20 protein-coding genes and 1 tRNA gene are annotated in these 25,732 nt (G+C 39.8%); 5 read left to right on the forward strand and 16 right to left on the reverse strand.

The window, feature by feature from the left end; all coding sequences use genetic code 11:
* Positions 1-83: 83 nt before the first annotated feature.
* On the forward strand, positions 84-539 hold the full coding sequence (locus CSV67_RS14870; RefSeq protein ID WP_099632384.1) for a TlpA disulfide reductase family protein: 456 nt from the start codon (positions 84-86) through the stop codon (positions 537-539).
* Between the two features lie 138 nt (positions 540-677).
* Entirely contained in the window at positions 678-1,868 is a 1,191-nt protein-coding gene (locus CSV67_RS14875) for an MFS transporter (RefSeq protein WP_099632385.1), read from the forward strand.
* 95 nt (positions 1,869-1,963) lie between these two features.
* Here CSV67_RS14875 and CSV67_RS14880 read toward each other — a convergent pair whose 3' ends face one another.
* The 6 genes from CSV67_RS14880 to CSV67_RS14905 all read right to left on the reverse strand — a co-directional run bounded on the left by CSV67_RS14880 (position 1,964) and on the right by CSV67_RS14905 (position 6,594).
* Complete coding sequence (locus tag CSV67_RS14880) at positions 1,964-2,851, reverse strand: transcriptional regulator CcpC (protein WP_099632386.1); 888 nt, start codon at positions 2,849-2,851, stop codon at positions 1,964-1,966.
* The gene (locus tag CSV67_RS14885) at positions 2,838-4,277 is read right to left on the reverse strand and encodes an MDR family MFS transporter (RefSeq protein WP_199173195.1); all 1,440 of its coding nucleotides are present in this window, start codon (positions 4,275-4,277) and stop codon (positions 2,838-2,840) included. Before CSV67_RS14885 ends, CSV67_RS14880 begins: the two co-directional genes overlap by 14 nt.
* A 141-nt stretch (positions 4,278-4,418) precedes the next feature.
* A complete protein-coding gene (cbpB, locus tag CSV67_RS14890; RefSeq protein WP_099632388.1) occupies positions 4,419-4,856 on the reverse strand; it encodes a cyclic-di-AMP-binding protein CbpB in 438 nt (145 codons plus the stop codon).
* A 136-nt stretch (positions 4,857-4,992) separates the two neighbouring features.
* Entirely contained in the window at positions 4,993-5,223 is a 231-nt protein-coding gene (locus CSV67_RS14895; RefSeq protein ID WP_099632389.1) for a hypothetical protein, read from the reverse strand.
* Positions 5,224-5,377: 154 nt separating this feature from the next.
* Positions 5,378-6,247, reverse strand: a complete 870-nt coding sequence (locus CSV67_RS14900) for an NAD(P)-dependent oxidoreductase (RefSeq protein WP_099632390.1) — start codon at positions 6,245-6,247, stop codon at positions 5,378-5,380.
* Between the two features lie 188 nt (positions 6,248-6,435).
* Positions 6,436-6,594 (reverse strand): aspartyl-phosphate phosphatase Spo0E family protein, encoded by a 159-nt coding sequence (locus CSV67_RS14905; RefSeq protein ID WP_099632391.1) that lies wholly within the window; start codon positions 6,592-6,594, stop codon positions 6,436-6,438.
* Positions 6,595-6,831: 237 nt separating this feature from the next.
* Between CSV67_RS14905 and CSV67_RS14910 the strand changes: the two genes are divergently transcribed.
* Both CSV67_RS14910 and CSV67_RS14915 read left to right on the forward strand, forming a co-directional pair.
* Positions 6,832-7,062: a YkvS family protein gene (locus tag CSV67_RS14910; protein WP_099632392.1), complete on the forward strand. Its 231-nt coding sequence runs from the start codon at positions 6,832-6,834 to the stop codon at positions 7,060-7,062.
* A gap of 21 nt (positions 7,063-7,083) precedes the next feature.
* Positions 7,084-7,731 (forward strand): hypothetical protein, encoded by a 648-nt coding sequence (locus CSV67_RS14915; RefSeq protein WP_099632393.1) that lies wholly within the window; start codon positions 7,084-7,086, stop codon positions 7,729-7,731.
* A gap of 70 nt (positions 7,732-7,801) precedes the next feature.
* Here CSV67_RS14915 and CSV67_RS14920 read toward each other — a convergent pair whose 3' ends face one another.
* Positions 7,802-9,163 carry an ATP-binding protein gene (locus CSV67_RS14920; protein WP_099632394.1) on the reverse strand — a complete coding sequence of 454 codons (1,362 nt, stop codon included), beginning with the start codon at positions 9,161-9,163 and terminating at the stop codon, positions 7,802-7,804.
* 179 nt (positions 9,164-9,342) lie between these two features.
* On the opposite strand from CSV67_RS14920, the gene CSV67_RS14925 reads away from it, so the two are divergent.
* On the forward strand, positions 9,343-11,097 hold the full coding sequence (locus CSV67_RS14925; protein ID WP_099632395.1) for a B12-binding domain-containing radical SAM protein: 1,755 nt from the start codon (positions 9,343-9,345) through the stop codon (positions 11,095-11,097).
* 49 nt (positions 11,098-11,146) lie between these two features.
* On the opposite strand, the gene CSV67_RS14930 is transcribed toward CSV67_RS14925, so the two are convergent.
* The 9 genes from CSV67_RS14930 to CSV67_RS14970 form a co-directional block, all read right to left on the reverse strand.
* Positions 11,147-12,496: a TrkH family potassium uptake protein gene (locus tag CSV67_RS14930; protein WP_099632396.1), complete on the reverse strand. Its 1,350-nt coding sequence runs from the start codon at positions 12,494-12,496 to the stop codon at positions 11,147-11,149.
* A 163-nt stretch (positions 12,497-12,659) separates the two neighbouring features.
* The gene (locus CSV67_RS14935; RefSeq protein ID WP_099632397.1) at positions 12,660-13,424 is read right to left on the reverse strand and encodes a TerC family protein; all 765 of its coding nucleotides are present in this window, start codon (positions 13,422-13,424) and stop codon (positions 12,660-12,662) included.
* 436 nt (positions 13,425-13,860) lie between these two features.
* Positions 13,861-17,022, reverse strand: coding sequence for an efflux RND transporter permease subunit (locus tag CSV67_RS14940; RefSeq protein WP_099632398.1), 3,162 nt, complete (start codon positions 17,020-17,022; stop codon positions 13,861-13,863).
* A gap of 191 nt (positions 17,023-17,213) precedes the next feature.
* Entirely contained in the window at positions 17,214-18,791 is a 1,578-nt protein-coding gene (locus CSV67_RS14945) for a peptide chain release factor 3 (protein ID WP_099632399.1), read from the reverse strand.
* 114 nt (positions 18,792-18,905) lie between these two features.
* Positions 18,906-20,396 carry a UDP-N-acetylmuramoyl-L-alanyl-D-glutamate--2,6-diaminopimelate ligase gene (locus CSV67_RS14950; RefSeq protein ID WP_099632400.1) on the reverse strand — a complete coding sequence of 497 codons (1,491 nt, stop codon included), beginning with the start codon at positions 20,394-20,396 and terminating at the stop codon, positions 18,906-18,908.
* 313 nt (positions 20,397-20,709) lie between these two features.
* Positions 20,710-22,098 carry an aldehyde dehydrogenase gene (locus tag CSV67_RS14955; RefSeq protein ID WP_099632401.1) on the reverse strand — a complete coding sequence of 463 codons (1,389 nt, stop codon included), beginning with the start codon at positions 22,096-22,098 and terminating at the stop codon, positions 20,710-20,712.
* Positions 22,099-22,197: 99 nt separating this feature from the next.
* Complete coding sequence (locus tag CSV67_RS14960) at positions 22,198-24,300, reverse strand: heavy metal translocating P-type ATPase (protein ID WP_099632402.1); 2,103 nt, start codon at positions 24,298-24,300, stop codon at positions 22,198-22,200.
* A 188-nt stretch (positions 24,301-24,488) separates the two neighbouring features.
* Complete coding sequence (locus CSV67_RS14965; protein ID WP_099632403.1) at positions 24,489-25,382, reverse strand: RluA family pseudouridine synthase; 894 nt, start codon at positions 25,380-25,382, stop codon at positions 24,489-24,491.
* 204 nt (positions 25,383-25,586) lie between these two features.
* A tRNA-Val gene (locus CSV67_RS14970) sits at positions 25,587-25,659 on the reverse strand.
* Between the last annotated feature and the right edge of the window lie 73 nt (positions 25,660-25,732).

Genomic DNA, 25,732 nt, shown 5'->3' on the forward strand with positions numbered 1-25,732 from the left:
CAACCATCCCCACGCGTTACACTATTCGTGGGGATTTTTTTATCACATACTATATACACCCACTTGGCTAGGAGGAATTCTCGATGAAATTACGTGAGCAAATGCCTGAACTTCAAGGTGCTACTACTTGGTTGAATGGTGAAACTTCTAAATCGGAACTTGTTGGAGAAAAACCGACACTGATCCACTTCTGGTCTGTAAGTTGTCACATGTGCAAAGAAGCGATGCCGGATGTAAACAATTTCAGAGATCGATACAAAGAAGAACTAAATGTGGTAGCCGTACACATGCCTCGTTCAGAAGACGATGTCGATTTGGAACAAATCAAGGAAGTAGCAGCTGAGCATGATATTACACAACCTATTTTCGTTGATAGCGAATTGAAGTTAAACGATGCATTTGAAAACCAATATGTCCCTGCATACTATGTCTTTGACAAAGACGGTCAATTACGCCATTTCCAAGCTGGCGGTAGTGGTATGAAAATGCTAGAAAAACGTGTAAATCGCGTGCTAGATGAAATGAAAAAAGAAGATTAATTGTACCATCGACTCTTTTCTAAAAGGAGTCGTTTTTTCTGCCTTCTCCTCATAGTACTCTACAGCAAACATGAGACAGACATTGCCGATTTATTTATGATACGATTAGTAAAAAGTTTTTAGAAAGCGAGCTGCCGAATGAACAAAATACCTACAACAATCGCACTTTATATTTTAATGTTCAACATGTTCATCGCAATGGCTGGTGTCGGCTTGATCATCCCCATTATGCCTGAATTCTTAGGTACTTTCGGAGTCGCAGGACGCGCACTCGGCCTATTGATTGCCATGTTCTCTTTCGCTCAATTTATCTTCTCTCCGATCGCGGGAAATCTTTCAGACAAATACGGCAGAAAAAGCATTATTATTTTCGGTTTAATTATCTACGGACTTTCTCAATTAGCTTTTAGTTTATCAACTGAACTATGGATGCTCTATCTCGCACGATTCTTTTCCGGCTTAGGTGCCGCCTTTATTATTCCGCCTACTATGGCATTTGTAGCGGATATTACATCCACTCAAACCCGCGGTCGCGGAATGGGATTACTTGGCGCTTCAATGTCTTTAGGTTTTATGATTGGTCCTGGAATTGGCGGTTTTTTATCTAAAATCAGCTTATATTTCCCATTTTATTTCGCTGCATCCGCGTCTATTCTAGCGGCGATCGTGTCCTTATTGCTTCTACCGAACCCTAAGCCTGTACTGCAAGGAAGCACAATGAACGAAAACATCTTCCAACAAATGCGTAGATCTACACAAACTTCTTATTTCATTATGCTGATTGTCATGTTTGTATTTTCATTCGGATTAGCCAATTTCCAATCCACCATCTCGTTATATGTGGATCATAAGTATAACTATACGCCTGCTCAAATCGCTGTCATTATTACAGTCGGCGGATTTGTAGGTGTCATCATCCAGACATTTGTCATCGATCGTTTGTTCAAACGTTTTGGCGAAATGCGTATTATTTTAGTCAATTTAGTCTTAGCTGCTTTCGCAATGTTAGGCATTTTATTCGTGAATACATTCTTCACTATTCTCTTGGTGTCAACGATCTTCTCAACCGCCACTTCATTGTTGCGACCAGCAGTCAACACCTTAGTTTCGAAACTAGCCGGTAAAGAACAAGGTTACGCAGCCGGTATGATGAATGCTTATATGAGTCTAGGAAACATGATTGGACCCGCTACAGCTGGATATATATTCGATTGGAATATGGAGTCTCCCTATATAGTCGGCACAATCATTCTCTTACTCTGCTTTATCCTCGCTTTATACTGGGCTAGAAACAACAAGCCACTTATTGAATCTGCGAGAACTCCATAACACAGTGTCGTGATAGTAAAAAATGAAGACAATCTCTAGTAGTAATAGAGGTTGTCTTCATTCAAGCAACCTCCAAACTGAATGGAAGTTCTTTTTTAATGATCTTTTCTTAATAACTTCGCATACTCCTGCACGATATCTACAAATGCCTTCACTTGCTTCAATTCAAAAGTAGAACTATAGCCAATCAGCCATGTATCACGTGTCAGCTCAAACTCTTCTTCGCTATTGAGCAACGGGATCAGATTGACTTTTTCATCGCCTGACAATGTGATAGAAGGCAGTATGGCATAACCTATACCTTTCAACGCGAGTTGCTTGCACATTTCAATTTGATCCACTACGATTTGACGGCTTGGATTTTGATTGAAGTGCTTATTCCACCAGCGCTGGATTTCCATGTAATAATTTGAATCACTTTTATACTGAATGAAGTGACGGTTCGTGTCTTTTAATTCATCAATTGTAGAGATTTCAGAATCTACTAGATAGAGCTGATCACGAAATAAATAGACGCGATTACTTTTCCAGTCTGTTTGCCCTCTAACAATACCAATATGCGCTTCCCCTTCATACAATGCTTTGGAGATTTCTGAACTCCATCCTGTCATCAATGAAATTTTAGCGTCGGGGTAAAGTGCTACATAGTCTTTCAATACTTGGGGCAACCAAGTTTGACCGATTATAGAGGCACAAGCAATCTTCAATGTTCCATGTACTTTATCTTCGAGTGAGGCAATCAATTCCATCGTCTCATCTTTCTTCGCCAATGCTTCCTTCGCATAGCTGATGACGTGTTCGCCTGCGGGTGTCGGTTCCAAGCCTTTTTGCGAACGTATGAACAATTGCATGCCCCATTCTTTTTCAATCGTCTGAAGGCGCTGTGACAAAGCAGGCTGAGACAAATGAAGGCGCTCTGACGCTTTGCGCATATTACCTTCTTCAGCCAAAGCTTTGATGATATCCAACTCAATTGTTGACATGATCTTGCACCTTCCCTCGTGGAATTCGTAAAATCAACAATAAGCTGATGACTGCAAATACGGCAATCGCAATATACACCCCATGCAACGAACTATCCAAACCATTTTGTAAACTGATTAGCTCTTGTGATGCAATCATCGAACGACCATCTTCGGTTAACAATGTATTTACATCATCAATCGTGTAGGGCAATTTTTCTTTGGCAAAATAGGTAATGAGTGTAGCGTTCAAAATGGCACCAAACACAGCAGCACCAATCGTATTGCCAAAATTCTTCATGAACATATTAGCTGCGGTAGCCGAACCTCTTTGTACGCGCGGCACAGCTCCTTGAATCGTCACAATAAAGGATGTATTGGTCAGCCCCATTCCGACACCTATGAAGAAACTTGAACACCCTGCCCATACCGGCCCTAGCGTCGCGTTCATGAAGACAAACATCATGGTGCCAATCACAAGGGACACACCACCTGCAAACGATACGAGAAATGGACCGAATCGTATGAGTAAGTGCCCTGCCAACGAGGAAGCTAAAGGCCAACCAATTGACATGGCAGTTAATGTGAAACCTGCTATGATCGCTGGTTGTTCCATGACTCCAGATACGTAAGTAGGTAAATAAGAAGAAACCCCTATTAAAATAACTCCAGTAGTCAACGAGACGAGATTCGCATATAAAATAACGGGGTTTTTCCATATGCCAAAAGAAATAAGTGGATCTTTCGCCAACTTTTCTTGTCTAAAAAATAACCAAAATGAAATCCCTGAAACTACGATCAATGCTATACCGAAAGCTGAAAGACGTCCAAATCCTTGACCTCCCTCTACTAGCCAGATTAAGATGGTCGCCAAAGCAGATGTTAGAAAAAAAGCACCTTTGTAATCTACAGAAGCTTTTTGTGTTTCTTTTGGTTCATATAAAAAGAAATAAATGACACCCATTGAAAGTAATCCGAGCGGTACGTTCACCCAAAATATATATTGCCAGCTTACGTACTGTACAAGGAATCCGCCAATGACAGGGCCCGAAACTGCAGAAACGCCCCACACACTCGACAAATACCCCTGTATTTTCGCACGTTCTTCCGTTGAATAAATATCGCCAATAATTGTAGTCGCAATTGGCATAACAGCTCCTGCTCCCAAACCTTGTATGAGACGATAGACAATTAATTGCTCCATTGTGATGGCAAATCCACAAAGTATGGAACCAATTAAAAAAATGGTTAAGCCCATAAAAAAAATCGGTTTTCGACCAAATAAATCGGCTAACTTTCCATAAATCAAGACCGTCACGGTACTCATTAATAAATAAGATGAGAATATCCAACTATATCGTGAAAATCCACCTAATTCGGAAGCGATCGTCGGCATGGCAGTGGTAACAATAGTCGCTTCAACTGCTCCCACAAACATAGCGAGCATAACAGCAGCAAGTACAAAGGGCCGATTAGTTTCTTTACGCACAGCTATTTCAACTCCATCTATTAGAAAAAGACCCCTTTATCGGAGTCCTCTTATATTTTACCGATATATTCGCTTCACTGTTTTATCTACATCCATACATTATACATTGTAAATATATTTTTTAAACTCTTTCATAATCACACGTCGTGTAATAATACCTGCAAATGTTCCATCCTCTTCTGTAACGCAGAGAAATGGATGATCAATCAATAGATCGACAGCACGTTGAAAACGGTCATTAACACGAATCGTTGGTAGATTCGTATCCATAATTTCATCTACTTTTATATCTTCTAATCTCTCATATTCAATGCGTTCCATGCCCAAAATGGAATCTGTAATCATCCCAATCCCAAGGAGCCCTTTCAAATGATACTGATTATCCAGTACAGGGATCGCGGAATAGCCAGTCTTCGTCAAAACAAGTAGCGCATGCTCTGCGTTATTGCCAATTTGCACGTGAGCAACTTTTTCCGAAGAAATAATTTGGTCTACGATGGGTGCGGTAAGAAAATCTTTATTGTTTATAGAAACCATAGGTGATCGCTCCTTCTGTTCTTCATCTACATACATTTACCTAAAAGTCCGTTCACTGCTTCCCATCCATCATACCACAAAAATCCATCTCTCACCTCAAAAGAAAGCGGATTCACAAAACAAAAAACCTCTTTCTTTAATAGAAAGAGGCCCAGTAATAAAAAATGATGATAAAGATAAAAACTGAAGCGATAATGATAATCCACAGTAATGGATTCATTGTAAATGGATGCTTCGCTACAACATTCGGTATACGATCCTTTTCATTTAACTGGAATGCACGACTCATTTTTCCTACTCCAGCTATTCCGATCCCTAGCATAATGACGGTTACAAACACCATAGGCCACAACCAAATATCCCACATCATAACTCCCTCCTTTTCGCACATACTATATGAAAGAGCATGTGCAATAAGTGAGTAAGTATGCATACCTAACATTCAATAAATCATTCGCAATTTGTTCGTTTGGATTCTTTAGACGACATATATTAAGAAGCTCCTATGATTTGCTTATATTTCACTCTATATACTTTTTAATCAAAACTTGTGTTCCTTTTTCCCCATAACCTTTAGCGAGTAATTCCGTATACATATCGCGAGCTAGCTGTAATCCTGGCAATTTCAGATTCATTCTTTCTGTTTCCTGTAAGGCAATATTTAAATCCTTTACAAAATGTTTTACATAAAATCCTGGTTCATAATTCTCGTTAATAATTCGGGGACCCAGATCTGATAAACTAAAGGAATTCGCTGCACCCGAAGTGACGGATTGTAACATGGTGTCCGGATCAAGACCTGACTTCATAGCGTATGCAATCGCTTCGCATGCTCCTATCATATTTCCAGCGACAGTAATTTGATTGCACATTTTGGCGTGTTGCCCAGCTCCCGCTTGTCCTTGATAGACAATTTGTTTGCCGAAAACAGACATAACTGGTAACAGCTTTTCAAATAAATCTTTTTGACCCCCACACATGATAGAAAGTGTGCCATTTTGAGCGCCTATATCTCCACCAGATACAGGTGCATCAAGTGCATTCATTTGTAGTGATGCAGCCTTTTCTGCAATGGCAACGGCTAGCTCTGGGCTTGAAGTTGTCATATCCACTACAGTCTGAGAAGGGCGACTGTTTGCAAATATACCTTGACGGGAAAAATACACTTCCTCCACGTCGGCTGGCATGCCAATCATCGTGAAAATAATGTCCGCATCTTTAATAGCTTCAGCCACGTGATCAGCCCATTTAGCTCCTAAAGCCATCAATGGTTCCGCCTTTGTTTTCGTTCTAGTGTATACGGTTACTTCATAAGATGCGTTAAGCAAATGCTTAATAATACTAGAACCCATCACACCTGTACCAATAAATGAAATTTTTTCTTTTTGCATATTCCCACTCCTCATGATATATGTTTATGTCCATCGTACAGAAGTTCAAATATTTTTACAATTGAGCAGACATAAAAAAGAGGACCAATACAAGATTGGTCCACAAAAGGGGGAAATGAGAATGTTGCTGTGTTCATTTATATTGTTCCCACTTTTATTTTAAGTTAAACATTCAATTTGGTATTAATTCAAGGTGATTGTGTTTCTTTTTTCTCGTTGAATTCATTAATCAATACATCTAATTTACGACTAAGTTCAATGGTGTCCTCAGCGTTCATACCATATTTTTCTGCGACTTGGATTAGTTGTTTTCTTACACGTTCAATTTCTACATTGCATTTATGCACTAGTTGCACACCTTCCGTCTATAATTACTCTATTCTTTAATATACCAACAATTTAATTTTATTAAACCGAAATAGCATCGACATTTTACGACATTATTTACATATGTATATTTTCTTGATTTCTAGAAATAAGACTTTACGTTTTGAAGATTATAAGGCAAACTATAAAGGAATTCCCAATAGTATGATTCATTGTTTCGCTTAAAGTACATGATGATTGAAGAAAGGATGGTTAGAATGACGATTGCAGAAATAGGTGATATTATAGAATTCAAGGAAGGCTTACAAGGAATTGTGGAAAAAGTGAACGAAAACTCTGTAATTGTAGACTTAACGTATATGAAAGACTTCGATGAATCGGTCATGCAGGAGAAAACAGTCATCAATCATAAACGTTATATCATTTTGAGTAGTAGTTCGCAAGAAGGAAACATTCCTCGCTGTGATCCGTCCAATAGAATAGAATAGTATAAGAAGGAGTGGTACCATATGAACAACAAATGGCGTATTATTTTCACTTCACTGACAGCCTCTATCATGCTTGCTGCATGCGGAACATCTGATGCAGATCCGGAAAAGGATACAACAGGTAATGCTATCGAAGAACCTGCTGCTCCCGTAACGGATGTGGAAGATAGCACTTCTTCCAACAATGAAGCAAAAAATGAAACAGACACTGAAGTAGGAACAGACGACAATGCAATGAAAAATGCTGTGGAAACAACTAGCGATGAACAAGATTACTCGATGAAGGTACTCCCTGGATATAAACTTACAAGTGAAGAACCAGGCAGAGATAGTCTATATCTGGAAGAAGACGGCGAAATATTCATGCGAATCGAAACTATGCCTAAAGATGAGGAATCCTATACTTTTGATGAGCTCTATGAAAATATGGAAGAATTGTTGACGGCTTCAAGTAACAGTGGAACACCTGTTGAGATCACAGAGCAAACAGATCTTCCACAAGCTGATGATATTCTGTCTGTTAAAGGTGCAGTAGTAGATTCTTCTGAAGGTTATTTTACAGGCTATGTCATCGAACGTGAAGACAAGTTAATTCGTGTAACTATTTACGCTCAAGAAGACAACGAACATATAACAGACTTTAAGAATATGGCAGCTACAATCAAGTGAATATATCCATATAGAAAAGGCCTATCCTTTTAGGATTGGCCTTTTCTATATGGACTTTCAATGATTCTGATCACGATACGAAAATTTGTGGGAAAGATAAATGGAAAACTGTTCCTTTACCGACCTTACTAGTAACGGATATAGATCCACCATACTCTTGAACGGTTTTCTTAACAAATGGAAGTCCCAAACCAGTTCCTCCCGGTTTGTTTGTAATAAATGGCAAGAATAAATTTTCAAGCATCTCTTTTTCCATTCCACTCCCTGTGTCGGATATAAAGATATCTACATTCTGCTGATCACCTTCGCTTATCAAGACAGACAACGTATCATTTGTACTCATCGCTTCCATTGCATTTTTAAGAAGATTAATGAATACTTGTTTAATACGGTTAGGATTGGCTTTAATTAATAATGACCCGGTAGCATTAAATTCATTTACTAAATGAATTTGATCCAACAATGCTTTAGGGCGAAGCAATATAAGTACGTCTTCTATTAAAACGGATAATGAAAATACAGTGATTTCGTCAACAGTTGGTTTTGATAGTGCGAGCATTTCGTTCATACGTTTGACTTCATCTTGAATTACGTTTACATACATTTGTGCATTTCCAGTTACTTCGTGTTCCAGTAGTTGAAGAAACCCTTGTAATGTTGTCATCGGATTGCGTACTTCATGTGCAATGCTTGCAGCAATTTCTCCAGTTGTGCTTAATTGATCGGAGTGTGCTAGTTGCTCAAATAGACGTTCTTGTTCAGTAATATCTACAATTCGTAAAATGAACATTTGTGTTTTACAATCCAGTTTCAAACTAACGTCTTGGTAACGCTGTATTTCCTTAAATGTGTAAGACATTTTCACTGTCGAAGATCCTTGTGTTAGAGCTTTTAAAATATATTCTTCAAAAGAAAAAGAAGAGGTTGGAACCATTAAATTAAAAAGATCTTGTAGATGTAACAGTTCACTAGAATTTTGATCTGGGAATATTTCTGAAAATAAATCATTGGTTGAAATGATATACCCAGATTCATTCACTAGCGCCATTGGTATAGTCGCCGTTAAATAGGCACTTTCATAAAGTTGATGCAATTTATGATTTTGTTCACCTATTTTTATTGTTAAAAGCGCCCTACCGTTATATTGTTGGTATATAATATAACAAGGTTCACGATTGTTATTCGGCATAATTAGATGACCAGTCAATACAGTTTGATCGGCTGTTGTTTCTGTTTTCAACAGAAACAAACGCTTCTCTATTTGTTCCAACAAACTATGATCAAATATTTCAGATATATGGTGTGGTATGAAATCTTTAGGCATGAGTAATTTAACAGCTTCCGTCATATTAAGTATATCGCCCTCTTCATCTAAGACGATTTTAAAAAGTGAACTTTCTAGATAACGATTGATATCTAGTGTGTTTAACACTGTAGCAGTCCCCCCATAAAGTAGCAACTATCAATTACTTACTTGTAATTTTTTTCTCGTTTGGAAGTAAATTCTGATTGATTCTTATTATGCCATAATGACGTACTTGTTCACATAGGCTTATAGTCTATTTTGTTATTTTCAACTACTTATATTATTTTGAGATTAGGAGTTTTGTCATGAGCATCATTTTATCTACATTAAACGCTAAATATATACATACCAATATTGCAATTCGCTATTTGAAAGCTTATGCAGCACCTGAATTTCATTGTGAACTAGCTGAATTTACCATTCATGATCCAACGCTCTCTATCGTTTCGGAGCTATATCAACATTCTCCAGACGTCGTAGGTTTTAGCGTATATATTTGGAATATAGAAGAAACTATAAAAGTAATTCGTATGCTGAAACTGACAAGTCCTAAAACCGTTATAGTTTGTGGTGGACCTGAAGTAACGTATGACTATGATCAGTGGTTAAAAAGAGTACCGGAAATTGATATTATTGCGATAGGAGAAGGCGAAAAGACGTTTAAGGATATACTTCGAGCAGTCGATGGACAAACTGATCTTTCTTCTGTACAGGGTATTGCCTATCGTACAGAAGGAAAATTAAAGATTACAGCTCCAGGTCCTAAATTGGATCTTCGAGAACTGCCCTCCCCTTTTCGTTTTCCGGAGGATATTCCGCATCTTACAAATCGTGTAATGTATATCGAAACAAGTCGCGGCTGTCCATTCTCTTGTCAATTCTGCCTTTCTTCAATCGAAGTGGGTGTTCGATACTTTAATCGAGAGGCCATAAAAGAAGACATTCGCTACTTGATGCAACATGGCGCAAAAACGATTAAATTTGTCGATCGTACATTCAATATTAGTAGAAGTTATGCAATGGAAATGTTCCAGTTTCTTATAGATGAACATTTGCCTGGAACCGTCTTTCAATTCGAGATCACCGGTGATATCATGCGACCAGAAGTGATTCAGTTTTTAAATGACAATGCACCCAAAGGCCTATTTAGATTTGAAATTGGTGTCCAATCTACCAATGACCTAACCAATGAATTGGTTAAAAGAAGACAAAATTTCACTAAGTTATCGCGAACGGTCACTATGGTAAAAGAAGGTGGAAAAATTGCTCAGCACCTTGATTTGATTGCTGGACTTCCTGAAGAAGATTATGCATCTTTCCGTGATACGTTCAACGAAGTGTTTGCTTTACGACCTGAAGAATTACAGTTAGGCTTTTTGAAGCTACTACGCGGAACCGGTTTACGTATCCAGGCAGAGCAATATGGTTATCGTTACATCGACACCGCCCCTTATGAAATTGTATCAAATAATGTCCTGTCCTTTGATGATATGCTGAAGATTAAACAAACAGAAGACATTCTCGAGAAATATTGGAATTCAGGTCGATTTATACACTCTATGGAGTATATTGTCACAGAATTGGTCGATACACCATTTGACTTCTTCCAATTATTCGGAGCATTTTGGGAGAAGCAAGGTTGGTCACGAATCGGTCATCAGTTCGAAGACTTATTCACTCGCTTGGAACGCTTCCTAGAAGAAGTATTGAAAATCGATACTTCTATAGCAGAAAGTCTATTGAAGATGGACTATTTACTTCATCAAAAGTTTTTGCCGAGAAAGATCTGGTGGAATTCTGGTGTGCCTGAAGAAGAGTTAAAAGAGGTCTATCAATTACTCTTACGTTCCCCACATTTGCTTGGTGATACGTTTGAGTCAATGGATTACACTGAACGAACGATTCGAAAGCAAGTTTTCATCACAAAGACCTCTGCTAAATTAAAAGAAGATCTATCCGTAATAAAAGATCCCGGTTATCTGATTGTCCAATACACACCAGGTAAAGAAGCACAGCACTACCATCTGTCTGAACAAGCACTAGACACCGTTTATCTATAATAAAACCGCAGCATGCGAACATTCGCTTGCTGCGGTTTTATATTTCCTATTAACCAATAATTACACGCTCTTTTGGGTAATGATAAGGCGTTTTATTCGATTTGCCACCTATCGTATAGATGAACGATATCAAACCTACTCGACCGATAAACATTAGCACCATAATAATCACTTTACCGAACACTGATAAATCACTTGTAATACCAAGTGACATGCCACACGTTCCGAAAGCGGATGTGATTTCAAATAACAACGGGATTACAGGTATTCCAGGCTCCGTAAGTAATAGCAACAATAATGCCGCCAACACCATAAAGCACGCTACGAGGATGACTGCATACGATCGGAATACGTCAATTAGTTTAATTTGGCGTTTAAAAACGTGTATAACGTCATTCCCCTTCGCAAAGTTAATGAGAAATAATAGCGCAATAGCAAAGGTCGTCGTGCGGATACCGCCACCTACTGAACTGGGCGAAGCACCAATGAACATGAGCGCACTGACAAAAATATCTGTTGCTTCACTAAATTGCGTTACGTCATACGTCACAAGACCCGCCGATCGTGCAGAAACTGAATGGAATAACGCCGTGAAAAATTGCTGATGCCAGCTCATTCCTTTAAATGAATTCAATGATTCCAACACCCAAATAGTGAATGTACCTGCGAGTAACAGAATACCGAATGTCGCGGTCGTAATCTTAGTGAAAAGGGAGAAGCGAAAATGCGGCACTTTTTTCGAAAAGAAGCTCTTCACTTCAATCAGAACCGGAAAGCCAATAGCACCTAAAATAATTAATATCATTAGTATAAGTTGCACGAAGTAATCATCATGATACGGTATCATCGATGAACCCGTAATGTCAAAACCCGCATTCGTAGTTGCAGACACCGCCATGAACATGCCATTCAACAACGCTTCACTAAATGAATTGTAAGAACGATAAATATATAGTGTTAAAATACCACCGCCAATAATCTCAATGGCTACGATAATTTGGATGATGTGACGTATTAATTGAACGACACCTTGTAATGTGTACTGATTCGTGTCCACCATAATCAGTTGCCGCTCTCTCATGCCAATTCTTTTCTTTACAAGTAGCCAGAAAAATGTTCCTAATGACATGATGCCAATACCACCGAGCTGAAGGACGAGCATGATCATGCAAATACCAAATACAGAGTACGTTTCTCCGATACTAATAGAAGACAAGCCCGTTACGCTGACGGCGCTCACAGCCGTAAATAAACTATCTATAAAGGCCACCTTCACGCCCGGTTTATAGACACCCGGCAAGTTTAACAAGACAAAAGAAGATGCAATTGCCAAAAAGTAGTAGAAGGCGATAATCTGTGCTGGGGTAAACTTATGAAAAACTTCCCTGGAAAGCCTCATCTTTTTCAAATTCCTTTCATAACGGAAACTTCATTTTCCTACTTTATCAAATCCCTTAATGAAAAGATAGCTATATATAGAACATTACACTCTTTATACACTTCTAAACTGAGGCAACAAAAAAGCAGTCCCTTCCGTTCACATGGAAGAGACTGCTTTCGTATTATCTGTTAGCTTTCACTTTAGATTTGGCAACGGCCAGTAGATATCCGCCGATAGCTAAGATTAATAACACAACCCAGAATGTTGTTTTCCACATTGTAGAGTGTGGGAATGCTTCTGGAATGATGAGAAGCGCAGGGTGTGCCAGCGTTAATACAACTAGCTTTACACCTACCCATCCGACAATTAAGAATGCTGCAGTTTCCAAGGTTGGATACTTTTCAAGCATTACCACAAATTGTTTCGCTGCAAATCGAATCATGACCAAACCAATCATACCACCTAGCAACATTACAGCGAACTGCCCACCATTAATGCCACCGATATGGAAGTTACCTAACTCAGGCAATGTTACGGCAAGCGCAACAGCCGCAAGCATAGAGTCCAAAGCGAACGCAATATCTGCCAGTTCCACTTTCAACACAGTCATCCAGAAACCGGATTGTTTTTTAGGTTTCTTATTCGGATGCCCTTCTGGCTTATGGGTCACTTTATCGTATATATTTTTACCGGATATAAACAATAAGTAAATGGCACCGATTGCTTGTATCTCCCAGAACTTCACTAAAAACGTAATCATAAATAGTGCAGTGAATCTAAAGACGAATGCCCCTAGCAAACCATAAAATAATGCTTTCTTTTGTTGGAGTTTCGGTAAGTGCTTTACCATTACTGCCATTACTACCGCGTTGTCTGTCGCTAATAGGCCCTCGAGTACAATTAACACTAGGAGTACCCATGCATATTCTAATAAAATCGGATCCAACATAATGCCTCCTTATTTTCTACAAAATAAAAAAGACCCTCACCTAATAATTAGGCAAAGGTCTCGCTAAGTTGGAATTTTACGTTCAAAATCCAGCTATCATAACCGATGACCATTGTGGCGGTCACGTATTGACGATTATGAAATAGGTTTCCCTATAGCTACTCCCCCTTGACATTGCGTCAAAAGTTATTAAGTTATCGGATACTTTTAAAGTATTATAACATGATAACTTTGATTTGCAAATGATTTAGGCGATGCCTGTAGAGCTATTCAATTTAGTATGCATAACTATTTTGATGTACATGTAAGCGTATCGCGTGGGTACTGTCCATTGTATAGTTTACTCCTACCACTATACTTTTCCTTGACATGATTTATTCAATATAATAAAAAAAGCCGACAAACGAAAAGTTCCATTTGCCGGCAGTATGCATTATTTGGTTTCTCTAACCGTTACAGTTTCCGTTACTGTCACGGTTACAGTTTCCGTTATCTTAACAGGCTGATCTTCCGTTACAGCGTGTTCTCTCTTCGGCGTATTCCTACCTCGACGCGTCTCCCGATCCAACAAACTGTAAATGATGGGAACAATATACAATGTCAAGAACGTGGAACTGATCAATCCGCCAATTACTGCAATCCCCATCGGTTGGTTCAACTCCGAACCTTCACCGAGGCCTAGCGCTAACGGTAGTAAGCCCAATATAGTTGTGAGGGCTGTCATGAGGATTGGACGCACACGGTCACGTACAGACGACATGATGGCATCATACGAACTAAGTCCTGCCTCTTTACGCTGATTGATGTAATCAACTAACACAATTCCGTTGTTGACCACAATCCCAACCAATATGAGAAGACCTATGACTGCTGTTACACTAACTGGTGTATTCGTGAAGAATAACGCTAAGGCTACACCGATTAACATAAGAGGTACAGAGAACATGATAACAAATGGATATTTAAACGATTCGAACTGTGCAGCCATTACGATATATACCAATATCACTGCCAGTATAATCGCCAATAACATATCGTTAATCGCATTTTCAAATAACTCGCGATCTCCCCCGTATGAAAGTTCTACTTCACTTGGTAGATCGAGGTCCTCTACAATATCATTCACCTTTTTCGTCATATCTCCCAATGATTCACTGGATAGATATTTCACAGTAAATGCGACTGAATGTGCTTGATCTACACGTACAATCGTTGCAGGACCTTCTGCGATTTCCACATCCGCTATGTCCTTCAATTTAACAAACGTATCCAGCGGTGTTTTTAATTCCAATTCCTTTAACTTATCTACACTATTGCGGAAACGTTCATCATAGCTAACGTTCACTCCAACTACTTCGCCTGTTTTCTCAAAGACGATTTGTGAAGCAAAGACACCTCGCGTAACGTCACTAACCGTTTGCGCTATTTGATATGGAGCCAATCCGACATCTGAAGCTTTGTCACGATCCACTTCAATTTTTATTTCCTCTACCGTATCTACCAAATCATTTTTGACGTCAGTTACAGTATCCATTTCACTCAATTTCTCATCAAGCTTTGATACCGCTTTTCCTAACCGTTCCTCATTCGTATCATGTAAGGAGAATGATAAGGTGTTTGGACTCGAGCCAGCAGCAGTCTGCATGTTGAAACTGATTTCTGCCTCATCGCCGATTTCATCTTCTACGACTGGTTGTACTTTGTCTACAAATTCAAAGACGGAGCGGTCACGGTCTTCTAGTGGGATCAGTTTTACATACACTTCTGCCATATTGCTTTCTGATCCACCTTGGGCCATACTTTGCTGAGTTCCGCCGACTAAACTGACATACACTTCCACGTCGTCTTGTTTCTTCATTTCTTCTTCAATTCGTTTTACTACATCGTTTGTCGCATCGAGTGAAGCACCATTTGGTAACTTTACATTGACGCTGAAAGATCCTTCATCCGTAGCAGGCAGGAATTCCGTTCCTACTTTTAGAATTCCGAATACGCTTCCTACTAGTAAAGCGGTTGTGAGTAGTAACACGAGTAGACGATGACCTAAAGCCCACTTGACGGATTTTTCGAATCTCTGATTTTTCTTCACACGATTCTTTTTCTCGAGTGTTTCTTCATCAGGTGTTTTCAACAAACGGCTCGCAAGCATAGGCACGACAGTCAATGCAACAACTAACGACGCAAATAAACTAAATGAAATCGTTAATGCGAACTCCGTGAAGATTTGACCAATGATTCCCGTAATGAAAATAATCGGTACAAAAACAGCTAGGGTAGTTAACGTAGACGCGGTTATCGCCCCGCCCACTTCCTTAGAACCATCTTTCGCTGCTTCTGTTGGTGTTTTCCCCATTGCTAAATGACGCTCAATATTTTCTATTACGACAATGGCATTATCAACTAACATCCCGATCCCTAGAGCAAGTGCACCGAGTGTCATGATGTTTAACGAGAAGTCTGCGAAATACATGAGAACAAATGTTACAATTACCGAATATGGAATTGCTACTCCAATGATGATGGGACTCTTAATTCCACGTAAGAAAACAAATAATACGAGCATAGCGAACAAACCACCAAGAATTAATGACTGACCGATATTGCCAATGGCGATCTGTACATAGTCCCCTTGGTCAAACATCACATCAGATTCAATATCTTTGTATGCTTCTTTCTCCAATAACTTATCCAATGATTTTTTAAACTCTTTAGATACAGTTGCAGTATTTGCTCCTGATTCTTGAAGTACAGACAATAATACAGCCTGCTCATCATTGGCTCGTGTTTCTGTCTGTACTTCCGGCTCCAACAAAGCAACATCCGCCACGTCAGAGACTTTGATTTTGTCACCTGTCTGAGGATTAGCGCCTATTTGGATACCTCGTACATCCGAGATATTTTGTACAGTACTTAAGATTCTTGTAGTTAACTTTCTACCATCACTCATGTCAATCGGATCTCCCGGCATAGATACATTACTAGCTTGTATTGCTTGCACGACATCGGATTGCGTTAAACTAAATTCTTTTAATTTATCAGGATCTAAAATAACCTGAACGTCTTCAATGATTTTACCTGACACGTTGACACTGGCTACACCTTCAATACGGCGTAATTCTTTCTCTAGCTCCTCTGCAATCTTCCGTATATTCGTATCTTGATCGACGGATCGTAAAGATAATTGGATGACTGGGAATTGAGAGGGATCAAACTTCATGAAACGTGGTTTATTAGCACCATCAGGTATTTCTACTTGATCAATCCGTTGGAGGATATCCATTTGGACGTCATCAATCGAAGAATCCCAATCAAATTGTAAGAATACTAAGTTGGCTCCTTCTCGAGAAGAAGACTGCATTGACTTTAAGCCAGGAGCTGTCGATAAACTTTCTTCCAACGGTTTAGTGATTTTCTCACTTACTTCCGTTGGTGAAGCACCCGGATAATTCGTAACCACTACCGCTACCGGCGGATTTAGATCAGGAATTAAGGTAACGGGAATTTTAAAGAAGGATACTGCACCTAAAATAATGACAAGAAACATTGTGACTAACGTAAAAACGGGTCGTTTGACCGAAAAACTACTAATCTTCATTGATCTATTCCTCTCTTTTCTCAGCGCTCCAGCTGGAGAAACCTTTTCATCTTTTCACCATACCACCTGAATAGCGTACTTTCACCGATATTTGCTCGAATCATAACGAATACACACAAAAATTATTCACAATTTTAACAAATAACCCGGACGGATTACAATGAATCCGTCCGGGCCGTATATTTTACAATTTATAATTGGTTATACAGTTTGATATCCGGGTATTTATCTTGGAACCAACGCATCGCAAAATTGTTTTCAAACAAGAAAACTTTGTGATCATATCGATCTTTTACGAGTAATGCACGTTGTCCTGCCATGGTCTCTTTTACATCTTCTTCGTTTTCAATCCAGCGCGCTACTTTGGATCCCATTGTCTCCATCTGGACTTCCACATGGTATTCCGCTCTCATACGATGTTCGAAAACTTCGAATTGAAGCTGCCCCACTGCACCGAGAATGACTTCTTCCGTATGCAATGTTTTGTAATACTGAATAGCTCCTTCCTGCACAAGCTGTAAGATTCCTTTGTGGAACTGTTTGGATTTCATGACGTTTTTAGCATTCACTCTAACAAAAAGCTCGGGAGTAAATTGTGGAAGCGCCTCAAATTGAAAGTTTGCTTTACCACTGATGACCGTGTCACCAATTTGGTAGTTACCTGTGTCATATAACCCAATAATATCGCCTGCTACTGCCTGATTGACAGTTTCGCGGTCATCTGCAAGGAATTGAGTCGTTTGCGTTAACTTGAAGTTTTTAGAAAGACGCGGAACCGTTACCGTCATGCCACGCTCAAATTCACCAGAAACGATTCGAACAAATGCAATCCGATCCCGATGTGCAGGATTCATGTTAGCCTGAATTTTAAAGATAAAGCCTGAAAAAACTTCAGACTCAGGATCTACAAATTCAGCATCTTTCGTTAACCTAGGTTGAGGCTCAGGTGCGAATTGTAAAAATGTTTCTAAAAATGTCTGAACACCAAAATTAGTCAACGCACTACCGAAGAATACAGGTGTCAAATCGCCTTTAGCGATACGTTCTTCATCAAAGTCGTTCCCAGCTTCATTTAATAGCATGACATCTTCTAGTGCTTGCTTATAGTAAGAAGTCTCTTTCATGGAGTGTTCTACTGCAAGCTCGCCGTCTTCGTCGATTGGAAGGAAACGTTCCTCGTCTGCATTCGGACGCGCTAGCTCTATACGTTCATTGAAACGATCGTAAATGCCTAGGAACTCTTTCCCCATACCAATTGGCCAATTCATTGCGTAAGATTGGATTTCCAACACTTCTTCTAGTTCTTCCATTAGCTCCAAAGGCTCTTTACCTTGGCGATCCATTTTATTAATGAATGTGAAGATAGGAATTCCGCGCATTTTACATACTTTAAATAATTTAATGGTCTGTGGCTCGATTCCTTTTGCTGAATCAACCATCATGACGGCAGCATCCACTGCCATTAACGTTCTATACGTATCTTCACTGAAGTCTTCGTGTCCGGGTGTATCCAAAATATTGACACGTTTGCCTGCATAGTCAAATTGTAAAACGGAAGAAGTGACAGATATTCCACGTTGTTTTTCAATTTCCATCCAGTCAGAAGTAGCGAACTTTCCTGATTTCTTTCCTTTAACTGTACCAGCATCACGAATCGCTCCGCCAAAATATAGTAACTTTTCAGTAATTGTCGTTTTACCGGCATCGGGGTGAGAAATAATCGCAAACGTTCGCCGCGATGTGATTTCATCATGTCTATTTTTTTGCATCCATTGTACTCTCCTTTTGCTTACGTTTTCTATCATAGAGAGAATAGGAATGCATTTCAATGGTTTTCATTGAATTGACTAAAAAACTATAAACTCTCAATTCCAAACTGTACTTCACTTATTGATGGGTGTGTCGCCGAACTTTTTGGTTGCTTCCTCAAGTGCAATGTTTGCATCCGAATGCGCATATTTCGTATTGCCGATAATTTGAAAATCTTCGTGACCTTTTCCAGCAAATATAATGATGTCTCCCGCATTTGCTTGCTCAATAGTATGACGCACTGCTTCTTCTCTATCCCCTATACATGCGTACTGGTTATGCGGCATAGTGGCACTAAGTTCCGATAAGATCGACTCGTATGGCTCGTCTCGTGGATCATCTGTCGTAAAGACAACATAATCTGCCGCTGCCGCTTTTTCTCCCATGATTGGGCGCTTAAGACGATCACGATTGCCTCCCGTTCCTATTAAGAATAATAGACGGTTGCCTTCCTTTTTTAAAGGTTGCACTGTAGCAATCGCTTTTTCAATCGCATCCGGCGAATGTGCATAATCGATGAAAATAGTCAGTGGTAAAGATGTTTCCACTTTTTCAAGACGGCCTTTCACTGTCGATACATTCGCCAGTAGCGGTAAAATATCTTCTGTCGCCATTCCTTTCGCATATAACGCTGCAATTGCGGCCAACGAATTATAGACGTTAAACTCTCCAATCAACGGCATCGTAACGGGGAACGTTCCATCTGGAGCATGCAATTGGAATTTCGTAAAGTTCGACTGCATTTCAATCGCTGTTGCTTGGAATGAAGACTTCACATGAATACCGTATGTGTAAATTGGGAACGATGTCATTTCGATCATCTTACTGCTCCATGGATCATCAGCATTGATGATTGCATACTTTTGTTGATCAAGTTGCTGCCCTAGTTGTGCAAACAGTAAACCTTTCGCCGCACTGTAATTCTCCATCGTTTTGTGATAATCCAAATGATCATGCGTTAAGTTAGTGAAGATCGCGATATCAAATTCCGTTCCTGCCAATCGTCCTTCAACTAATCCGTGTGAAGACACTTCCATGATCATTGATTCGCAACCTTCATTTGCTGCTTGTGCAATCATCTGCTGAGTAGTCAAAACATCAGTCGTTGTATTTTCCGTTTCATAGAGGATGTCATTTAATTTAAAACCAATCGTACCAGAAACAGCTGTCTTTTCTTCAGTTTGACGCAGCATGTCATGAATGATGTTGCCGACACTCGTTTTTCCATTGGTACCCGTAACACCGATCATTTTCATACGTTTCGAAGGATACTGATAGTACTTAGAGGCCAATAGCTCAATCGCTTTTGATGTGTTTTCGACATAGACGACCGCTGTACGGTCTTCATCTATTATGATAGGCTCTGATGCGATAATAACACGTGCGCCACTCAATAATGCACTCTTGACGAAGTGATGACCATTCACTGTATAACCTTTTAGACAAACAAATACCCCTCCATCTTGAACAGCTCTTGAGTCGACCGCTACGTCTGTTATATTTTCAGGTAATGTTCCTTTAATTGTTTTTACAGGTAGTACAGATAGTAAATCTTTCGTGTTCATTTGGTCTCCTCCAATACGTTGGTGAATAACTCGTGTAAGTATAACAAAAAGGCGAATAGTAATTCAAAAAGGTTTTTTATTCTGGAAAATGAAGTGTTATAGAATGTATCTATCATTCCTATTATACGCATCTTTTCTTATCACATCCAGCATGGAATATAGCGTGAAGTTTCTATATCATGCCGAAATATTTACTCCTATTGTCCGTTACTTGAATGATGTTGATTTGTAAAAAGATCATCGGTGATCACAAAGGCACTTTGCTGGTCAAAAGACAGCAAAGCGCATCTCAATAGTTTGAATTTCCTTACAGTTAGCGAATGAAACGCTTTACTACTGACAATTTCCCTCTATATGGAGGAAATGCTATAGGCACCGATACTGCGGTACTCTTTTTCATCATGGATTTCGAATGGGAGAATGTTTCAAAACTTGCTTTTCCATGGTATTGATTCATTCCAGAAGGCCCTACTCCGCCAAACGGTAAATGAATGTTGGCCACATGTGAAATGGTGTCATTGATGCAACCACCGCCAAAAGGCAATACTTCGATGAAATGATTGACTGCCTCATCGTTTTCAGTAAAAAGGTATGCAGCAAGCGGCTTAGGTAACATGCTAATTTGCTGAATGGCCACACCTAAATTATCATACGGAAGAACAGGCAAAATCGGCCCAAATAACTCCTCTTGCATACTTGCGCTATTCCAGTCCGAAAGCGCTAAAATCGTCGGCTCGATGTATTTATCCGCAGCATCTGTCTTGCCGCCTTCTACGATATATGCTTGATCTTGCTCTAATATTTTCGCCAGCCGATCGAAATGACGATCCGCAATTATGCGACCGTAGTCAGCACTCTTCTGTGCATCTTTCCCGTAATAACGTTGGATAGCGCTCTTCATTTCAGCTAACAACTCATCGTAAATCGAAACGTCAGCTAATACATAGTCTGGTGCTACACATGTTTGACCTGCATTCATATACTTACCCCAAACAATCTTCTCTGCCGCTTTTTTGATATCTGCGGTATGATCGACAACGGCTGGACTTTTTCCGCCCAATTCTAGTGTCAATGGAGTCAATCTCTCCGCACAAGCTTTCATGACGATTTTCCCTACTTTTGCACTTCCGGTAAAGAATACATAATCAAATGGTGCGCCAAGTAACAGTTGTGTCTCTTCTTTGTGACCATGCACAACGGTTACATACTCCGCTGGAAAGACACTTGAAATGATTTTGTCTACGACAGCAGCTGTATGCAATGCATCTTCCGAAGGTTTCAACACTGTACAATTCCCTGTTGCGATCGAGCCTATTAAAGGATCAATCAACAGTTGGAACGGATAGTTAAAGGGTCCGATAATCAATACAGTGCCATATGGTTCCTTCACGATAAAGCTCGTTGCCGGTTGTAAATGGAGTGGTGTCTTAACTTTTTCAGGCGCTGCCCATTCTTCCAAGTGATCCATCATATGTGTAATACTGGATAACACAAAGCCTATCTCTGCTACATAGGCTTCGAGCGGAGGTTTGTGTAGATCTTTATGCAATGCATCCGAGATTTCTTTCTCATGCTTTTGAATCGCTTTATACAGCTTTTCCAGCATCATTTTTCGAAATGAAATACTACGCGTTACTCCTGAGACATAATATTGCTTCTGTTTGTTCATAATCATTTCAAGTTCCAGACTGGTCATTGCCAAATTATCCACACTCCTCATGATTGTTGTTGTTATCAGTCTACCATTTTATTCAATAGAAAAAACTTCAGACGATTGATTCGACTGAAGTTTCTACGTATTTTATATTTTATTTTTCATGAGTCGCAATGAATTTAATACGACAATGACCGTCGCACCCATATCTGCCATGACCGCCATCCATAATGTCAGCCAACCTGGAATAATGAGAAGTAGCGCAAGTACTTTTAAACCAAGTGCGATCGAGATATTTTGTACAATGATTTGTTTCGTGCGCGAGCTTAATTTGATCGTATAGGGAAGTTTCTCCAAGTCATCTGCCATCAATGCAATATCTGCCGTTTCAAGTGCAGTATCTGTTCCTGCACCTCCCATTGCAATACCGACATTTGCTGTAGCTAATGCTGGCGCGTCGTTCACTCCGTCACCCACCATTGCTACTTTACCATATTGACCTAATGATTTAATCATCTCGACTTTTTGATCGGGTAATAATTCTGCTTTGACTTCCGATAACCCTAGTTGCCCTCCAATTGCTAGAGCGGTCGATTGATTATCACCCGTTAGCATCACCGTCTTCTTACCCATCTCATGAAGCTTCTGGATAACCTTCACACTACTTTTACGCACTTGATCAGCTACTGCTATTATTCCCTCTAAACCCGCTTCAGACCAGACGAGCATAACGGTTTTACCTTGTTTCTGAAACGCTAAAATCTGCTGTTCAATGGATTCTGCCACTGTGTTCATTTCCCGGAATAAATTAGGACTTCCCACATGTACGACACGCTCTCCAATCATAGCTTTTGCGCCTTTGCCTGTAATGGATTGGAATTGATGTACCGACAGTAATCCAAGCGGTAATTTCTCCGCTGCCCGCATAATCGATGAGGCTAATGGATGTTGGGAAAACTTCTCAATAGAAGCTGCTTGTTGCACTATTTGAGCTTCTGTTAATGAAGAAACCGACACGACATCTGTTACTTCCGGACGTCCTTCAGTCAGCGTACCTGTTTTATCAAAAGCTACCACGTTGATTTGTCCCGTTTCTTCTAAATGAATGCCACCTTTGATCAATACACCATTGCGTGCAGCGTTCCCAATCGCGGTAACGATCGCAATAGGCGTGGAGATGACTAATGCGCAAGGGCAGCCAACTACTAATACGACAAGACCTTTATAGAACCATTCACCCCATACTCCACCTATTAAAAGTGGAGGTATAATCATGATCAGTAAAGAAATAACTAAAATAGCTGGTGTATAGTATCTCGCAAAGCGATCGACAAATTGTTGTGTCGGTGCTTTTTCCGCCTGAGCTTCTTCTACTAAGTGAATGATTTTGGCAATCGTAGTATCTTCAGCTAGTTTCGTCACGCGGACTTGCATTGCACCTTCCTCATTCAAGGTACCTGCAAACACTTCGTCTCCTAGTACTTTGTGTACGGGCACAGACTCACCTGTAATGGCGGCTTGGTTAACGGATGAGTCACCTTGGATCACTTCACCATCCATCGCAATCTTTTGTCCCGGTTTAATCAAAATCACATCATTAATTCGTAAATCCTCTACATCTACTTCAAATTCATTATTTCCGCGAAGTACAATGGCCGTTGTAGGGGCGATTTCAATTAGTGATGTAATGGAATTTCTCGCTTTATCAATTGAATAACTTTCCAATGCTTCACTGACAGAGAAGAGGAACACTACGACCGCACCTTCTGCCCAGTCACCAATGAGTGCAGCCCCAATGACTGCGATTGTCATCAATGTAGACATATCAAATTCAAGTTTAAAAAGATTCGTTAATCCTTCCTTCATCAAACTGAATCCACCGATTATAATGGCAGAGAGAAACAGAGCAATCGACAGCCAGTTATGATCACCATTTGCGGTAGATACTGCATACCCTGCTAGTAGCAAAACTAACGAAGTAATAGTCGTTTGATTTTCACGTTTTTTCCAAAAAGGCGTATGTTGTTTACTAATCCGCTGTTTTTCAGGAAACACTTTAATACCGTCAAATGCCCCAGCCTCTTCTAATTGCAAAATAGAAGCCTCTCCCGCAACGGTTAATTTGGATGCACCAAAGTTCAACTGCACATCTTCCACAGACTCAATCTGCCGGACATTTTTCTCGAATTTCGCAGCACAACTTGTGCACGATAAATTTTGCAGGCGATAGACATTTTTCTCAGAAGCCATGTGACCAGTCCTCTCAAAAATTCGTTCATTTTACCTTTCAACATTCAACCGTCCGTTTGATTGATTAATTTTAGTATATGCAATTCAAGATATTTTGTCAATTTAGCCATTCAACTATACATTTGAATGAAATCACATAAAAAAGCAGTTCCTTGGATATCCTAAGGAACTGCAAAATGAACCATTTTTTATTTTGAGCGCGTAATGAAGATTTGCGGTACTTCCGCTTCAAATCGAACTAATTCCCCTGTACGTGGATGTAGAAAAGACAAAGCTGTGGCATGAAGTCCCACTCTACGCAAAGGGTTGCCTGTAGCACCATACTTTTTGTCACCCATCACTGGATGACCCAATTCTTCCATATGCACACGGATTTGATTTTTTCGGCCGGTTTCCAGAAGAACTTCCAACAATGAGCAACTTTTATTCGCTTGTACTCTTCTATAATGTGTAATGGCATGTTGTCCTCCATTGTCAGTTGGGCTTGAATATACTCTAAATGCACTATTTTCCGTTAACCAAGACGAAATAGTTCCTGATTGTGTACGTACTTTCCCTTCGACAAGCGCAGTATACAAACGCTCCTTTACCGATTCATTCCATGTACTTTGCAACGCTTGCTGGGTTTCTTCGTTTTTAGCAAACATCATCACACCCGATGTATCTCTATCCAGACGGTGCACAACAAAAATTCGGTTTTCAGGATGACTCCTCTTCACATACTTTGTGATTTCTCTATAGGCAGTCTGATCTTTTTCTTTTTCAGAAGCTACAGAAAGAATGCCTGCATCTTTATTGATCACGATAATATCGTCATCTTCATGGAGAATAGATACACCGACTAATTTCGAGGCATTTATAGCCGTTTTATTGCTTTGTATTTCCACCTTTTGTCCAGGCGCTAATAGCTGATTATGCTTTGTTGTCATCTGACCATCCACCATAACTTGGCCACGTGTAAGAATGGATTTCACCGAATTTCTACTGCTTTTTGACATAACCTTCAATAAATACGGCAAGAGCTCTATCTGTTCTTCCACTGTATATTCTTGTACATTAGATGTAATCTGTTTTCTTTTCATTGTATGTTAGCCCTCCTGCTTATTTAAATAGGTGCTCGTATTATAACTATACACCGCATGACGGATGGTGCGCTTGAATATCATTTGACAGTACATGTGAAAAAATTTAGACATAAAAAAACAGCCCCTAGACATTCGGTCTAATAGGACTGTTTATTGTTATAAACCGTGTTCCTACGGTAAATAACTTAGGTTTGGCACCTATGACTCCGACTGGGCTCGAACCAGCGACCTCCACCCTGTCAAGGTGGCGCTCTCCCAGCTGAGCTACGGAATCGATCATACTAGGATGTGCATGTTGAAGTGAGTTAGTTAGGCTCTCAAGCACAAATACTATAATAGCATTATCT

The organism is Sporosarcina sp. P2 (assembly GCF_002743255.1).
Taxonomy (GTDB): domain Bacteria; phylum Bacillota; class Bacilli; order Bacillales_A; family Planococcaceae; genus Sporosarcina.